Genomic DNA, 14,585 nt, shown 5'->3' on the forward strand with positions numbered 1-14,585 from the left:
GCCGACCCGCGCCGTGCTGAGCCGACCCGCGCCGAGCGAACGGCGCCGCTAGAGCGCCGAGGCGCGGCGGGCGACCTCGGCCGGCGGCAGGAACGCCCCCGCCCGCTCCACCTCGTGGACCAGCTGCACCAGCAGCTCGTTGACCGGTGCCTCGCGGCCCAGCCGGTGCGCGGTGCGGACGACCGCACCCGCGAGGTGGTCGATCTCGCTCGGGACTCCGCGGCGCACGCTCTGCAGGGTCGAGCCGGGGTTGGGCACGTCGCCCATCCGGGAGGCCATCCGCCGCGGCAGGAGCTCGACGACCGGGAGCGGGGCGACCGCGAGGGCGCGGACCGCAGCGTCGGAGAGACCCTGGAGAGCACCGAAGCGCACGCCCGACGCGATCCCGATGCGGGCCGCCTCCTTCATCGCCCGGGCGAGGAGGCGACGGAGCGCCGCATCCGCGATCGTCTCCTGCACCGACAGCCCCGTGATCGCCGGCAGGGCGTTCACCTCGTTGATGAGCAGCTTCGTCCACTGCGCGCCGAGGAAGTCGTCGGTCGTCGCCGTCGGGATCGCCTCGCCGAGGATCGCGGCGGCTCGGCGCACGTCGTCGTCGGCCGGACGGCCGGGCACCCCGAGGGTCGTGGTCGCGGGCGCCGTGACGCTCACCCGGCCGGGTTCGAGGTGACTCGCGGCGAACAGCGCGAGAGCGCCGACCAGTCGGGCGTCGCGGACCTGGCGGGCAGCGGCCTGCAGCCCGTCCAGCCCGTTCTGCACGACGACCACGAGCGTGCCGTCGACCGTGCGCCGGTTCGCCCGCAGCGCGTCCTCGGCGTCCTGCGCCTTGGTGCAGACGAAGGCGATGTCGGGGACGAGGTCGAGCGTCTCGCCGCTGCGGACCCAGGCGGTGTGCTCGCCCCAGGCGCCGTCGAGGCGGACGCCGGAGCGGCGGATCGCCGTCAGATGGGCGCCTCGAGCGGTCACCTCGACGTCGTGTCCTGCACGGTCCAGGAGCGCGGCGATGGTGCCCCCGACGGCGCCGGCTCCGAGTACTGCGATCCTCATCCGGACAGCCTAGGACGGGTGCATCGACCGCCTGTGCGTCCGGCCTGCTGGCGCCGGGCCGACTCCCGAACGGCGCGTGTATCCTCGCACCCGTGCTCGAGACCCCCGGTAGTTCTGCGACGTCTCCGAACGGGATCCTCCTGCTCGACAAGCCCGGGGGCATCACGAGTCACGACCTCGTCGCCCGGACGCGTCGCCGTGCGGGCACGCGCAAGGTCGGGCACGCCGGCACGCTCGATCCGATGGCGACCGGGCTGATGATCCTCGGCCTCGGGCCCTCGACCAGGCTCCTCACCTACCTGGTCGGGCTCGACAAGCAGTACGAGGCGACGATCCGCCTCGGCGCCTCGACCAGCACCGACGACCGCGAGGGCGAGACGCTCGCGACCGCCGAGGCCGGTCTGGTCGCCGCGATCACTCCGGAGGCGGTCGACGAGGTCGTCGCCGGCCTCACGGGCGCGATCGAGCAGGTGCCCAGCTCGGTCAGCGCCATCAAGGTCGACGGCCGCCGCGCCTACGCCCGCGCCCGCGACGGCGAGGAGGTCGTCCTCGCCGCCCGCCCCGTCACCGTCAGCTCCTTCGAGATCCTCGCCCGTCGCGAGGTCGACGGCTTCCTCGACCTCGACGTGCGCATCGACTGCTCGTCGGGCACCTACATCCGCGCCCTCGCGCGCGATCTCGGCGCCGCCCTCGGAGTGGGCGGGCACCTGACCGTGCTGCGCCGCACCACCGTGGGCCCCTTCTCGGTCGCGCAGGCGGGCGACATCGACGAGCTCGACGTGGCCTCGGCCCTCCTCACCCCCACCGCGGTCGCGGGCGAGCTGTTCCCGCTCCTGCACCTCGACGCCGGGGCCGCCGTCGATCTGGCGAACGGCAAGCGGATCGCCGCCACGGAGGAGGCGCTCACCGCGACCGGACTGCTCGCCGCGGTCGACCCCTCCGACCGGCTGATCGGCCTCGCGGAGCGCCGCGGGCAGCAGCTGAAGAGCGTCGTCAACTTCCCCACCGAGCAGACCCGGGCGGTCGCACCGTGATCGACTGGTTCACCACCCTCCAGGTCGGCGTCGCCGTCGTCGCCGGGCTGCTCTGCCTGATCCTCGGACTGTTCAACCGGCGCCCCTCCGACATCTCGGTCGGGGCGACCGCGATCGTCGAGCTGCTGCTCATCGTCCAGCTCGCCGTGGCGATCGTGTCGCCGCAGGTGGGCAACAGCCCGTCCGGCAGCCTGCCCGAGTACTACATCTACCTGATCTCGGCGCTGCTCCTGCCGCTCGCTGCGGGCTTCTGGGCGCTGATCGAGCGCAGCCGGTGGAGCACGGTGATCCTGGGCGTGGTCTGCCTCTCGGTCGCCGTGATGGTCTACCGGATGCACCAGATCTGGTTCTTCCAGGTCGCGTGAGCACCCCGCAGCCAGCGCCTACCATTGACCCTGCGATGTCGAATCAAGCCAGCGATGCGCCCGGACGGGCGTCCACTCCCCGAGAGCCCCGTACCCGGACAGCCCGCTCCACGCGGGCGAGGGGGATCGGCAGCCTCCTCGTCGTCGTCTACGCGATCCTGGCGCTGGCTGCGACCGGCCGCTCCGTCTTCCAGATCATCGACCGCTTCGACGAGGCGCCGCTCGCCTTCTCGCTCTCGGCACTGTCGGCCGTGGTGTACATCGTCGCGACCGTCGCGCTCGTCGCGCCCGGTCGCGTCTGGCAGCGCGTCGCCTGGGTGACCATCACCTTCGAGCTGATCGGCGTGCTCGTCGTCGGGGCGATCAGCGTGCTCGCCCCGCAGCTGCTCGGGCTCTCGAGCGTCGATCCGTTCGGCCGCCAGGCCACCGTCTGGTCGGCCTTCGGCGCCGGCTACCTGCTCATCCCGCTCGTCCTGCCCGTGCTCGGGCTGTGGTGGCTGCGGGTGCAGGGTCGCCGAGGCGCGGCGTGATGCGCGTCGAGACGACTCCGCAGGACCTCGCCGGGATCGGACCCTCGGCCGTGACCATCGGCAAGTTCGACGGCGTCCACTCCGGCCACCGCGCGGTCATCGGCACGCTGCACGAGCGGGCGCGCGAGCGCGGCCTCGCCGCGGTCGTCGTGACCTTCGACCGCAATCCGCTCAGCGTCATCGCCCCCGAGAAGTGCCCGCCGGCGCTCGTCGGCAACGAGCAGAAGCTCGAGCTCCTGGCCGGCACCGGCGTCGACGCGACGCTGCTGCTCACCTTCGACGAGGCGTTCCGCTCGCTCACCGCGGAGGAGTTCGTCCAGCAGGTGCTGGTCGACGCTCTCGAGGCGCGCATCGTGCTCGTCGGCTCGGACTTCCGCTTCGGGGCCAGGGGTGCGGGCGACGTCGACCGCCTGCGCGCCCTCGGCGAGGTGCACGGCTTCACGGTCGAGCTCATCGACGACGTGCGGCCCGAGCACGGCCGCCGCGTCTCGTCGACCTGGATCCGCGAGCTGCTCGCCGACGGCGGCATCGAGCACGCCACGCGGCTCCTCGGCCACGAGCCGGTGGTGCGCGGAGTCGTGGTGCACGGCGCCAAGCGCGGTCGCGAGCTCGGGTTCCCCACCGCGAACCTGTCGCCGGAGTCGCAGGGGCTCATCCCGGCCGACGGCGTCTACGCGGGTCGGCTGACCGCCGAGGGGCGCACCTACCCGGCCGCGATCTCGGTGGGCAGCAACCCGACCTTCGTCGGCGTGCCGCCCAAGCAGGTCGAGGCCTTCGTGCTCGACGAGACGCTCGATCTCTACGATCTCGTGGTCGATGTGGCGTTCGTCTCCCGCATCCGCGGCCAGGTCGCCTACGAGGGGATCGAGCCGCTCATCCGCCAGATGAACGACGACGTGACCCGCGTGCGCACCGTGCTCGGCATCGCCTGACCGGCTCGCATAGCAGCGGTCGGCGCCCCGCACCAGGCCGCGAGGCTGTCGGAGGTGCGGCGTAGCGTGGTTCGCATGAGCGAATCCTCCCCGGCCCCGTCGCGCCCTCTCGCGCTCGTCACCGGCGCCACCGGCTACATCGGGGGACGCCTCACCCCGCGGCTGCTCGAGGCCGGCTTCCGCGTGCGTGTCCTCGTGCGCGACCCCCGCCGTCTCGCCGACGTCCCGTGGGCGGAGGAGGTCGAGGTCGCTCAGGGCGATCTCGCCGATCCGGAGTCGCTGGCCGCGGCGTTCGAGGGCGTCGACGTCCTCTACTACCTCGTGCACTCGATGGGCTCGGGCGCCGACCACGCGCACTTCGAGGAGGTCGAGAGCCGTGCTGCGACGAACGTCGCCGAGGCCGCCCTCGCGGCGGGGATCGAGCGCATCGTCTACCTCGGCGGGCTGCACCCCGACGGCGAGGAGCTGTCGAAGCACCTGCGCTCCCGCGCGGAGGTCGGCCGGATCCTGATGGCGTCGGGAGTGCCCACGATCGCCCTGCAGGCCGGAGTCATCATCGGCTCGGGATCCACGTCGTTCGAGATGGTGCGCCACCTGACCGACATCCTCCCGTACATGCCCGCCCCGCAGTGGGTGCGCAACTTCATCCAGCCGATCGCGGTGCGCGACGTCCTGCACTACCTGATCCGCTCAGCCTCCCTCGAGGACCGCACGCTCAACCGCACCTTCGACATCGGCGGCCCCGACGTCCTCCGCTACGGGCAGATGATGAACGGCTACGCGGTCGAGGCGGGTCTGCCGCAGCGGCCGATCGCCTCGCTGCCCGTCTTCACGCCGTGGCTGGCCTCGCAGTGGGTCAATCTCGTGACGCCGATCCCGCGCTCGCTCGCGGTGCCGATCATCGCCTCGCTGCAGTACGACTGCATCGTGCGGGAGCAGGACATCCGCGACCTGATCCCCGATCCCGAGGGCGGGCTCACGGGCTACCGCCGCTCGGTGCGGCTCGCGCTCGGCAAGATGCAGACGGGCGAGGTCGAGACGAGCTGGCAGAACTCCGAGGTCGTCGGCGCGCCCAGCGATCCGCTGCCCAGCGACCCCGAGTGGGCGGGCCACACGGTCTACGTCGACAACAAGGTGCGCCGGACGGACGCCGATGCCGCGAAGCTCTGGCGGGTCATCGAGGGCATCGGCGGCACCAACGGCTGGTACTCGTTCCCGCTCGCCTGGGCGATCAGGGGCTGGATGGACAAGCTCGTCGGGGGAGTGGGCCTGCAGCGCGGGCGCCGCGACTCCGAGCGGCTGCACGCCGGCGACGCCCTCGACTTCTGGCGGGTCGAGGCCATCGAGCGTCCGACCCTCCTGCGTCTGCGCGCCGAGATGAAGGTGCCGGGAGGCGCGTGGCTCGAGATGCGCGCCGAGCCCGCCGAGGGAGGCGGCTCGATCTACACCCAGCGGGCCGTGTTCTTCCCGCAGGGGCTCGCGGGGAGGCTGTACTGGTTCGCCGTCCTGCCCTTCCACGGCGTGATCTTCAACGGCATGGCGAACCGCATCACGGCGACCGCCGCGGGCCTGAAGGACAGCGCCGATGAGCGCTCGCCTGGCGGTCTCACCCTCCAGCGGTGACAATGGGAGGGTCCGTGGGCGGCGACGCCGGCCCGGACGCTACCGAGAGGAGCACGATGAGCGAACGGTCGGACACGGACGCGGGGCGCGATCTCCAGCTGGGCAAGGTCCTCTTCGTCGGGGACAGCATCATCCAGGGCGGCTCCTGGGCCGAGTGGCTGTCGGCCTCGACGGTCGTCGACGAGGGGGTCGGAGGGGCGACGACGGCCGATGTCGTCGCGCGGCTCCCCGAGCTCGTCGAGCAGGCGCCCGACACCGTCGTGGTGCTCGTGGGCACCAACGACCTCGCCTGGCACCGCACGACCGAGCACATCGTCAGGAACATCGAGACGATCGTGGCGACGTTCCGGCGCGACCTGCCCGACGTGCGCCTGCTGGTCATCTCGGTGCTGCCGCGCGGGCACGAGTTCGCGCCGCAGATCCGCGAGATCAACCGTCACCTCTGGCAGTTCGCGCCCACGGCGCACGCGGGCTACCTCGACCTCTGGCCGGTGCTCGCGGGGGAGGACGGCGGGATCCTGCCGCAGTACTCGGAGGATGGCCTGCACCTCACGGAGGACGGCTACCAGGCCTGGCGCGACGCCCTCGGCCCGGCGCTCGGCGCCGTGCTGCGGATGCCGCCGCGGACCCGGCCGATCACGCTGCCGTTCGACGAGTTCGCGCGGCCGAAGACGGCGTGACCCGCGACTTCCGCGTGATCTCTTGGCCTGCTGATCAGCTTCGCTGGGTGCATCCCTAGCGTTCGGGTCGATCCTCGAATCCGCGCCCCGCTCGGGGCGGAGGAGGAGAGGGCGACATGGGCAACGGCGGCGACAGGATCGAGAACGAGCGGCGCGAGACCGCGACAGGGCGGACGGAGTGGGCACCGCCCTCCGCGGCGGAGGTGTCGGACGCCGGTTCCCCCGCTTCAGCACCCCGCCCCGGGCCCTGGTGGCGACGCCGGTCGGGTCTGATCCTCGCCGCCGTGCTCGCAGGGCTGGTCCTGCTCGGCGGCGGGTTCGGAGTCGGCTACGGAGTGGGGAACGCCGTCGGCTCCTCCTCCGTGGCCGGATTCGATCCCTCGCAGCGCGGGGAGACGCCCGAGGGCGGCTTCGGACAGGGCGGCCCCGGGTCGCAGTTCCCGGGCGGCACCGACTCCGAGAGCGGCGGCGCGAGCGGGACGACTACGAGCTGAGCGCGGCGGTGAAGGCCGCCAGCGCATCGTCCGAGAACAGGACGAAGCGGACGTCGTCGAGCGCGCCGTCGACCGTGGCGGCGCGCACCGACCTGACGGCCACCCGCGCCGCGTCGTCCATCGGCCAGCCGTAGACGCCGGCCGAGATCGCGGGGAACGCGACCGTGCGAGCGCCGAGTGCGCGGGCGGCGCGGATCGACTCCGTGTACGCCGACGCGAGGACGGCACTTCGATCCTCCCGGGCGGAGAAGACCGGACCCACGGTGTGCACCACCCAGCGGGCGGGCAGCCTCCCGGCGGTGGTCGCGACGGCGGAGCCGGCGGGCAGGCCGCCCGGCAGATCGGTCTCGCGGAGCCGGCGGCACTCGGCGAGGATCTCGGGACCGCCCGCGCGGTGGATCGCGCCGTCGACACCGCCTCCGCCGAGCAGAGACGAGTTCGCGGCGTTGACGATCACATCGACGTGCTCGCGGGTGATGTCGCCTCTCACGGCGGTCAGGACGGTCACGGTCACGACCGGTTGTTGGAGAGCTCGAAGATCTTCACGAGCTCAGCGATGGCGGCCTCGCGAGCGTCGCCGCCCTCCTCGAACATCGCGGTGATGTGCGTGCGGAGGTGGTTCTCGACGATCAGCTTGTTCAGCGAGCCGAGCGACTTCTGGATCGCGAGGGACTGCGTGACGATGTCGACGCAGTAGTCCTCGTTCTCGATCATCTTCTCGAGACCGCGCATCTGGCCCCCCAGGATGCGCGCTCGGTGCAGGGAGCGTTTCTTGAGGTCCTCGATCACGCGGTCAGCCTACGCCGCTCACGGATACGGGGCGGGGGTATCGCCCGTACCATCGGAGGGTGAATGCGCAGAGAGCCGGCTCCGGAGCCTCCGACCGCTATCCCTCCCGCGGGATCGCGAAGATGGCGCTCGCGCCGGGCATCCTGGCCGCGATCATCCTGCTCGCCGGTCTCGCCCTGGTCGGGGGCGACGCCTACGACTTCGTCCGCTACCCGGTCGCGATCCTCGCGGCCGTGATCGGCTGGTTCGCGATCCAGGCGAAGGCGTACCTCTGGCTCATCGGACTGGTGCCGACCGTCGTGCTGTGGAACCCGGTGCTGCCTTTCTCGTTCCCCGACGCGGTCTGGTCCTCGCTCCAGCTCGCCGCCGTGGGTGTCGTCGTCGCGGCCGGCCTGCTCATCAAGGTGCCCGTCGCGGACTGACCGTGTCCCGCCGCCCCGAGGAGTAAGCACCGAGGAGTAGACGCCGAGGAGTAGACTCGGGCTGCGTCCGCACGTCCGGGGATGCTGCGACCGGGTCTCAGACCCGTTGCTCGGAGCTCCCGACGGCCAGCTGGCGCATCGATGCCCGTCGCTCCTCGCGAGCAGCGTGGCGAGTGCACTGCGACGGCAGAGCGCGGGAATCCCTCCTCCGCCCCGTCACACGTGGAGGAGGAGCATGGCTCGCAGCGGCCAGCGTCAGTCCGGTCAGACGCGTCGAACCACGAACGCCGCCGGGAGCCGACCCCGCTCGCGCTCGCGCGGAGTGGACAACTCGGGGATCATCCCGATCCTCGCGCGTCGCGTCCGCGAGGTGGAGGCGAAGGCGCAGACCGGGAAGGTCGGGCCGACCAACCGGACCAAGTTCCTCGTCATCGCCCTGCTGATGCGCGAGGAGCGCAAGCGGGTCAAGGTCGACACCGAGCTCAGCGACTCGCAGCGCGCAGAAGAGATGAAGCGCCTCGACGGCATCGCGACGATCCTCGCGAAGACCGCCGCGCGCGACACGAGCCTCATCGCGCTCCTCGAGTCCGAGGCCGGCATCACCGCGGCCGCGAAGAAGCTGCGCCGCGACTGGCTCCTCGAAGCCGGTGCCGAGCTGAGCCCGGACGAGCTGCTCATCGTCACCGAGCCCGAGCCCAAGCCCGAGGTGCCGGTCAACCAGGTCGTGCCGCCGTCGGTGCGCGCCCGCCAGCTCGCCAACCCGTTCCTGCCGCCGGACTTCTCGATCGCGGCGCCCGCTCCGGCACCCCGCCGACGCCTCGACGACTGGGAGCTGCTCGGTCCGCTCTTCAAGGCCTTCGAGTACGGCGCCGGCGGACGCGCGGCCAGCATGGAGCTGCCCGAGCCCCCCGCCATCGACCGCGTGACCCCGCGCGGACGCGAGCTGATGCCGCACCAGGCGCGCTTCATCGAGAGCGCGCGGGAGGGGCACCGCAGCTTCCTCCTCGCCGACGAGCCGGGCCTCGGCAAGACGGCGCAGAGCCTCCTCGCCGCCTCGGTCACCGGGTCGTACCCGCTGCTCGCCGTCGTGCCGAACGTCGTGAAGATGAACTGGGCGCGCGAGGTCGAGCACTGGACTCCGCAGCGTCGCGCGACCGTCATCCACGGCGACGGCACCACCCTCGACGCGTTCGCCGACGTCGTGATCGTCAACTACGACATCCTCGACCGGCACAGCGGCTGGCTGGGCAGCCTCGGCTTCCGCGGCATGGTCGTCGACGAGGCGCACTTCATCAAGAACCTCCGCTCGCAGCGCTCGCAGAGCGTGCTGGCACTCGCGGCGAAGATCAGGGAGACCACCCCCGGTCACGACCCGCTGATGATCGCCCTCACGGGTACCCCGCTCATCAACGACGTCGACGACTTCCGCGCGATCTGGCGCTTCCTCGGCTGGATCGACGAGACCAAGCCCGGGCCCGACCTGATGCGCCAGCTCGAGGAGACCGGGCTCACCCCGGCCGACACGGCCTTCTACCCGGAGGCGCGCGAGGCGGTCATCGATCTCGGCATCGTCCGCCGCAAGAAGATCGACGTCGCCGCCGACCTGCCCTCGAAGCGGATCGTCGACCTGCCCGTCGAGCTAGACGACGACCTCGGGCGCTCGATCCAGAAGGCGGAGCGCGAGCTCGGCGCCCGGATGCTGCAGCGCTTCAAGGCGGTCACCGCCTCGATCACGCACGACCTCGACGACACCGAGCAGGAGCGGTTCATCCGGATCGTCGCGCAGAGCGAGCTCGAGGAGTCGAAGTCGGCCAAGACCGGCGAGAACGTCTTCACGATGGTGCGCCGCATCGGCCAGGCGAAGGCGGCGCTGGCCGCCGACTACGCCTCGCAGCTGGCGCGCTCGGTCGGAAAGGTCGTGTTCTTCGCGAAGCACGTCGACGTGATGGACCAGGCCGAGGACACCTTCGAGAAGCGCGAGCTCTCCTCCGTCTCGATCCGCGGCGACCAGACCGCGACCTTCCGGCAGGCGCAGATCGACGCGTTCAACGAGGATCCGGACGTCTCGGTCGCGGTCTGCTCGCTGACCGCGGCGGGCGTGGGGGTCAACCTGCAGGCCTCCTCCAACGTCGTCCTCGCCGAGCTGTCCTGGACCTCCGCGGAGCAGACCCAGGCCATCGACCGCGTGCACCGCATCGGCCAGGAGGAGCCCGTCACCGCCTGGCGCATCATCGCGGCCCACACGATCGACGCGAAGATCGCCGAGCTCATCGATGCCAAGGCGGGTCTCGCCGCCCGCGCGCTCGACGGAGCGGACGCCGAGACGACCTCGGCCGACACGGTGCAGCTCGACGCGCTCATGCACGTGCTGCGGGAGGCCATCGGCTGACGCGGCTCAGCGTTCGCTGGGCGCGGCGAAGAAGTCGCGCTCGAAGCGGCTGGAGCGCGCGAAGGCCTCGCGCATCGCGGCTCGCTCAGGGGGCGACGCCCGGTGCGCCGTCGCCTCCGTGATCGCGATCGCCCGCTCGGTCGCCGCGGCGAACGCCGGGTCAGAGTAGGTCGCGAGCCAGTCCTCGTACGGGTGGCCCGGCCGGGACGCCGCCGCGAGGCGCTCGCCGACATCGGCGTAGAGCTGGAAGCAGGGCAGCAGGGCGGCGACCAGCTCGCCGTAGCCGCCGCGCGAGCCGACGGCCAGCAGGTGGTCGATGTAGCCGCGGGTGGTCTCGGAGGCGACGGCGCTGCGGTCGCCGAGGCGGTCCCGGTGCAGCTGCGCCTCCGCCGCGAGGGCCGAGGCCGAGGACTCGGCCCAGAAGACCTGCTCGGCGGTGGTGGGCGCGCGCTGCGCGGCGAGCGCGAGCACCCGCGCGTACTCGGTGAGGTAGAGGGCGTCCTGCTCGAGGTACCACTCGAAGTCGCCGCGCGACAGAGTGCCGTCACCCAGCGCGCGGACGAAGGGCAGCGCGTCGATCTCCCGGCGGAGCTCCCGGGTCTCGTCCCAGACGGCCGCGCAGAACGGGGGCGTGCGGAGGCGGTGGAAGTGGTCGATGGGTCCGTTGCCCGAGCCGACGTCGAGCGCATCGGCTCCGCGGAGGGCGCCGGTGAGCCACTCCTTCGCCTCGACGAGCGCGTCGGCGGCGTTCCTTGCTCCTCCGGCGAGCAGAGTCGCCATCGCGGAGGAGAGGGAGCAGCCCGTGCCGTGGGTGTTCGCGGTCTCGACGCGCTCACCCGGCACCTCCCGCACCTCGCCTGCGGGCGACACGAGCGCATCCGGAGCGGCCGCGCCGGCGAGGTGGCCGCCCTTGACCAGCACGGTGGTGCCGAGGGAGGCGGCGAGACGCGAGGCCTGGGCGATCGCCTCCGGCCACTGGGTCGCGGTCGGCTCGCCCAGGAGGACGGCGAGCTCGGGCAGGTTCGGCGTCACCAGGTCGGCGCGGCGGACGAGCGCGCGAACGGCGTCCTCCGCCTCCTCGTCGAGCAGCCGGTGCCCGCTCGTCGCCACCATCACCGGGTCGACGACGACGAGCGGCGGGCCGACGGTGTCGAGCCAGTCGGCGATGACCGCGCCGAGCTCGGCGGTCGCGATCATCCCGATCTTCACGGCGTCGATCCGCACGTCGTCGCTGACCGCGTCGAGCTGCTCGCGGAGGAAGACGGCCGGGGGCAGGTGCACCGAGCGGACGCCGTGGGTGTTCTGCGCGACGAGCGCGGTGACGACGGCCATGCCGTAGCCGCCGAGCGCGCCGATCGACTTGAGGTCGGCCTGGATGCCGGCGCCGCCCGTGGGGTCGGTGCCCGCGATGCTCAGCACGCGGGGGATCATCGGTCCCACTCCTCGCGGAAGGCGCGGGCGGCCGCCGCGGGATCCTCGGCCGTGCAGATCGCCGAGACGACGGCAAGGCCGGCCGCGCCGCGATGGCGCAGGGGAGCGGCGTCGCTCAGCGCGACTCCGCCGATCGCGACGCAGGGGTAGCGGCTCGCCGCGGCGAAGGCGGCGAAGCCCTCGAGACCGAGCGGCGCCGGGTGGTCGGCCTTGGTCGCGGTCGGGCGGATCACGCCGACGCCGAGGTAGTCGACGGTGCCGGGTGGGAGGGCGTGCGCGGCCTCGAGATGGGCGGGGGTGTCGGCGGTGAGGCCGATGACGGCGTCGAGGCCGAGGATCGAGCGGGCGGCCGCGGCCGGCAGGTCGGACTGGCCGACGTGCACTCCGTCGACCCGTGCTCCGGCGTGCCGGGCGGCGAGGACGACGTCGACGCGGTCGTCGACGATCAGCGTGGTGCGCTCGTCGAGCACCGCGGCGACGGCGACGACGAGGGAGACCAGCTCGGCGGCGGAGGCGCCGTGGTCGCGGACCTGGACCGTGGTGACTCCGCCGGCCACGGCCTGCGCGACGACCGCGGGGACGCCCCTCGCGCCGCACTGGCGGGTGTCGGTCACGAGGTAGAGCGAGAGGTCGAGGGCGCTCATGCGAGTCGGGCCCCGTTCGCGGCGTCCTCGGCGCCGAGCGCGGCGAGCTCGTCGAGGAGCGCGACGGCGAACGACCCCGGGCCGGCGGTCGTCGCGGCGGCGCGCTCGGCGGCGAGTCCCCAGACCACGGAGGCGGCGACGGCGGCGTCGAGCGGAGCGGCTCCGGCGCCCAGGAACGCGGCCATCACGGCGCCGAGGGCGCAGCCGCCACCGGTCACCCGGGTGAGCAGGGGGTGGCCGCCGCTGATGCGGACCACGGTCGCGCCGTCGGTGACGACATCGGTCGCCCCCGAGACGGCGACGGCGCCGCCGGTGCGGAGGGCGAGGGCGATCGCGGCGCCGAGCGCGTCCTCGGCTCCGTCGACCGCGTCGACACCGCGGCCGCCGGCACCGAGTCCGGCGAGAGCGAGGATCTCGGAGGCGTTCCCCCGGATGATCGACGGCCGCGCCTCGAGCAGCTCGGAGGCGAAGGCGGTGCGGACGGGCAGCGGTCCGACGGCGACAGGGTCGAGCAGCCACGGGGTCCCGGTGCGCTGGGCGGCCGCCACCGCCTCCCGGGCACCGTCGCGCTGCTCGGCGCCCGGGGTGCCGAGGTTGACGAGGACCGCGGAGGCGATCTCGGCGAAGACGCCGGCCTCGCCCGGCAGATCGCACATCGCCGGGCTCGCGCCGAGGGCGAGCAGGCTGTTGGCGGTGAAGCCGGTGACGACGGCGTTCGTGATGCACTGCACGAGCGGCGGGCGCTGTCGGAGGGCGTCGAGATCGCGGCCGACGGCGGTCGCCCGGTCGTGGAGGGTCGGGTGGGGCGGCGTGCGAATGCTCATTCGCGACATCCCTTCGCTAGTACGAACTAGATCAGGTTCGACGGGTCTCATCTCAGCCCTGGAGGGGGCACCCCGTGTCACTGCGCACGACCCTAGCAGCGGGCTGCGGCTCGCGAGGGAGCCCCGGACCGTCGAGGCCGCCCGCGCGCGCCGGCTCCCTCGACGGTCCGGGTCTCCCTCGGTGCCGGGGCGTCAGGCGGTGAGGATGGTGCTGTCGCCGCGGTCGGTCACGACGACGCGCAGGCCGGTCGGGAGGCGCTCGCGCATGGCGTCGACGTGGCTGATCAGGCCGATGGTCCGGCCGCCCGAGCGCAGGGAGTCCAGCGTTCCGAGGGCCGTCTCGAGGGTCTCGGCGTCGAGCGATCCGAAGCCCTCGTCGATGAACATGGTCTCGAGCGAGATGCCGCCCGACTGCATCGTCACGACGTCGGCGAGGCCCAGCGCCAGGGCGAGCGAGGCGAGGAACGTCTCGCCGCCCGAGAGCGACGCCGGCTGCCGGCGGGCGCCGGTGAACGCGTCGAGCACGTCGATCCCGAGGCCGGAGGCGGCGCCGCGGTAGGCGAGGGAGTCGTCGTGCGCGAGGGCGTACCGGCCGCTGGTCATCGCGTTCAGCCGCAGGTTCGCGGCGGCCACGATCTCCTCGAGGCGGCCCGCGAGGGCGAACGCCTCGAGGTCCATCCGCCGCGAGTTCTGGCCGTGGCCGTCGATCGTGTCGGCGAGGGCGCGCAGCTCGTCGTAGCGGCGGAGGCGGTCGTCGAGCGCCGCGAGACGCGTCGCGGCCCGCGCCGCCAGGTCGGTGAGGCGGCTGGCGCGATCCTCGAGGAGCGACAGGGTCTGCCGGGCGTCGTCGCGGCGGGCGGAGGCGGTGCTCGCCGCCTCCTCGGCCGCGGCGACGTCGACGGGGACGGCGGGCAGCGCCTGCAGCTCGGACTCGGCGAGCACCGAGTCGACGGCCGACCTGCGCCGCTCGTGCTCGGCGACGACGGCCTCGGCACGGGCTCGCTCGCCGCTCGCGAGGGCGGCCGCCTCGGCGGTCCCGGCCGTCGGGAATCCCCGCTCCTCGAGGACCTCGGCGAGGTGCGCCTCGGCCGCCGCGGCCGCGTCGGACCGGGAGGAGGCGAGTTCGTCCGCCTCGACGACGCTCTCGGCGACCCGTCGCTCCTCGCGGAGCCCGGCCACCCTCTCGGCGATGCTGGCGAAGCTGCCCCGCTGGGCGTCGATCCGCTCGCGGAGGATCCGCAGCGACTCCTCGGCGGCGGTCGCCCCGCTCGCGCTGCGGTCGCGCTCGTCGCGGGCCGCGTCGACGAGGCCGGTCAGCTCGTCGGCGCGGGCTCGCACGGCGGCACGGTCGCGCCTCAGGACCTCGCAGCGTGCGGCGGCC

16 protein-coding genes and 1 riboswitch are annotated in these 14,585 nt (G+C 73.1%); of the genes, 9 read left to right on the forward strand and 7 right to left on the reverse strand.

Translation table 11 applies throughout. The features are described from left to right. Positions 1-48: 48 nt before the first annotated feature. A complete protein-coding gene (locus GRS92_RS17565; RefSeq protein ID WP_159859230.1) occupies positions 49-1,047 on the reverse strand; it encodes a ketopantoate reductase family protein in 999 nt (332 codons plus the stop codon). A gap of 92 nt (positions 1,048-1,139) precedes the next feature. Between GRS92_RS17565 and truB the strand changes: the two genes are divergently transcribed. The 7 genes from truB (at position 1,140) to GRS92_RS17600 (ending at position 6,705) form a co-directional block, all read left to right on the forward strand. Next, positions 1,140-2,081, forward strand: coding sequence for a tRNA pseudouridine(55) synthase TruB (gene truB / locus GRS92_RS17570; RefSeq protein ID WP_159859233.1), 942 nt, complete (start codon positions 1,140-1,142; stop codon positions 2,079-2,081). Next, the gene (locus GRS92_RS17575; protein ID WP_159859236.1) at positions 2,078-2,446 is read left to right on the forward strand and encodes a hypothetical protein; all 369 of its coding nucleotides are present in this window, start codon (positions 2,078-2,080) and stop codon (positions 2,444-2,446) included. The genes truB and GRS92_RS17575 overlap by 4 nt, the downstream gene beginning before the upstream one ends. A gap of 35 nt (positions 2,447-2,481) precedes the next feature. Then, positions 2,482-2,976 carry a hypothetical protein gene (locus GRS92_RS17580; RefSeq protein ID WP_235022106.1) on the forward strand — a complete coding sequence of 165 codons (495 nt, stop codon included), beginning with the start codon at positions 2,482-2,484 and terminating at the stop codon, positions 2,974-2,976. Beyond that, positions 2,976-3,908: a bifunctional riboflavin kinase/FAD synthetase gene (locus GRS92_RS17585; RefSeq protein ID WP_159859239.1), complete on the forward strand. Its 933-nt coding sequence runs from the start codon at positions 2,976-2,978 to the stop codon at positions 3,906-3,908. The genes GRS92_RS17580 and GRS92_RS17585 overlap by 1 nt, the downstream gene beginning before the upstream one ends. Positions 3,909-3,983: 75 nt before the next feature. Then, a complete protein-coding gene (locus GRS92_RS17590; RefSeq protein ID WP_159859242.1) occupies positions 3,984-5,531 on the forward strand; it encodes an SDR family oxidoreductase in 1,548 nt (515 codons plus the stop codon). Positions 5,532-5,587: 56 nt separating this feature from the next. Beyond that, positions 5,588-6,211: a GDSL-type esterase/lipase family protein gene (locus GRS92_RS17595; RefSeq protein ID WP_159859245.1), complete on the forward strand. Its 624-nt coding sequence runs from the start codon at positions 5,588-5,590 to the stop codon at positions 6,209-6,211. Between the two features lie 116 nt (positions 6,212-6,327). Then, complete coding sequence (locus tag GRS92_RS17600; RefSeq protein WP_159859248.1) at positions 6,328-6,705, forward strand: hypothetical protein; 378 nt, start codon at positions 6,328-6,330, stop codon at positions 6,703-6,705. Here GRS92_RS17600 and GRS92_RS17605 read toward each other — a convergent pair. After that, entirely contained in the window at positions 6,695-7,213 is a 519-nt protein-coding gene (locus GRS92_RS17605; protein ID WP_159859278.1) for an O-acetyl-ADP-ribose deacetylase, read from the reverse strand. The genes GRS92_RS17600 and GRS92_RS17605 overlap by 11 nt on opposite strands. 2 nt (positions 7,214-7,215) lie before the next feature. After that, positions 7,216-7,494 carry a metal-sensitive transcriptional regulator gene (locus tag GRS92_RS17610; RefSeq protein WP_056044456.1) on the reverse strand — a complete coding sequence of 93 codons (279 nt, stop codon included), beginning with the start codon at positions 7,492-7,494 and terminating at the stop codon, positions 7,216-7,218. A 59-nt stretch (positions 7,495-7,553) separates the two neighbouring features. Here GRS92_RS17610 and GRS92_RS17615 point away from each other — a divergent pair, with 59 nt between their 5' ends. Then, positions 7,554-7,916: a DUF6804 family protein gene (locus tag GRS92_RS17615; protein ID WP_159859251.1), complete on the forward strand. Its 363-nt coding sequence runs from the start codon at positions 7,554-7,556 to the stop codon at positions 7,914-7,916. A 235-nt stretch (positions 7,917-8,151) separates the two neighbouring features. Continuing rightward, the gene (locus GRS92_RS17620) at positions 8,152-10,305 is read left to right on the forward strand and encodes a DEAD/DEAH box helicase (RefSeq protein ID WP_159859254.1); all 2,154 of its coding nucleotides are present in this window, start codon (positions 8,152-8,154) and stop codon (positions 10,303-10,305) included. Positions 10,306-10,311: 6 nt separating this feature from the next. Here the strand turns inward: GRS92_RS17620 and thiD are convergent, their stop codons facing one another. The 4 genes from thiD to GRS92_RS17640 form a co-directional block, all read right to left on the reverse strand. Further along, the gene (thiD, locus tag GRS92_RS17625; RefSeq protein ID WP_235022107.1) at positions 10,312-11,736 is read right to left on the reverse strand and encodes a bifunctional hydroxymethylpyrimidine kinase/phosphomethylpyrimidine kinase; all 1,425 of its coding nucleotides are present in this window, start codon (positions 11,734-11,736) and stop codon (positions 10,312-10,314) included. Continuing rightward, positions 11,733-12,380, reverse strand: coding sequence for a thiamine phosphate synthase (gene thiE, locus GRS92_RS17630; RefSeq protein ID WP_159859257.1), 648 nt, complete (start codon positions 12,378-12,380; stop codon positions 11,733-11,735). The genes thiD and thiE overlap by 4 nt, the downstream gene beginning before the upstream one ends. After that, positions 12,377-13,204 (reverse strand): hydroxyethylthiazole kinase, encoded by an 828-nt coding sequence (gene thiM / locus GRS92_RS17635; protein ID WP_159859260.1) that lies wholly within the window; start codon positions 13,202-13,204, stop codon positions 12,377-12,379. Before thiM ends, thiE begins: the two co-directional genes overlap by 4 nt. Then, a riboswitch (TPP riboswitch) is annotated at positions 13,196-13,289 on the reverse strand. Its footprint overlaps the gene before it by 9 nt. Positions 13,290-13,396: 107 nt before the next feature. After that, the coding region (locus tag GRS92_RS17640) for an SbcC/MukB-like Walker B domain-containing protein (RefSeq protein ID WP_268817157.1) at positions 13,397-14,585 on the reverse strand (1,189 nt) is incomplete at its 5' end.

Source organism: Rathayibacter sp. VKM Ac-2754 (assembly GCF_009807095.1).
Classification (GTDB): Bacteria; Actinomycetota; Actinomycetes; order Actinomycetales; family Microbacteriaceae; genus Rathayibacter.

Excerpts from the sequence above, each read along its gene's own strand:
- GRS92_RS17565 (WP_159859230.1), bottom strand. The coding sequence starts at position 1,047 with ATGAGGATCGCAGTACTCGGAGCCGGCGCCGTCGGGGGCACCATCGCC.
- GRS92_RS17580 (WP_235022106.1), top strand. The coding sequence starts at position 2,482 with ATGTCGAATCAAGCCAGCGATGCGCCCGGACGGGCGTCCACTCCCCGA.
- GRS92_RS17585 (WP_159859239.1), top strand. The coding sequence starts at position 2,976 with ATGCGCGTCGAGACGACTCCGCAGGACCTCGCCGGGATCGGACCCTCG.
- GRS92_RS17590 (WP_159859242.1), top strand. The coding sequence starts at position 3,984 with ATGAGCGAATCCTCCCCGGCCCCGTCGCGCCCTCTCGCGCTCGTCACC.
- GRS92_RS17595 (WP_159859245.1), top strand. The coding sequence starts at position 5,588 with ATGAGCGAACGGTCGGACACGGACGCGGGGCGCGATCTCCAGCTGGGC.
- GRS92_RS17600 (WP_159859248.1), top strand. The coding sequence starts at position 6,328 with ATGGGCAACGGCGGCGACAGGATCGAGAACGAGCGGCGCGAGACCGCG.
- GRS92_RS17620 (WP_159859254.1), top strand. The coding sequence starts at position 8,152 with ATGGCTCGCAGCGGCCAGCGTCAGTCCGGTCAGACGCGTCGAACCACG.
- thiD (WP_235022107.1), bottom strand. The coding sequence starts at position 11,736 with ATGATCCCCCGCGTGCTGAGCATCGCGGGCACCGACCCCACGGGCGGC.
- thiE (WP_159859257.1), bottom strand. The coding sequence starts at position 12,380 with ATGAGCGCCCTCGACCTCTCGCTCTACCTCGTGACCGACACCCGCCAG.
- thiM (WP_159859260.1), bottom strand. The coding sequence starts at position 13,204 with ATGAGCATTCGCACGCCGCCCCACCCGACCCTCCACGACCGGGCGACC.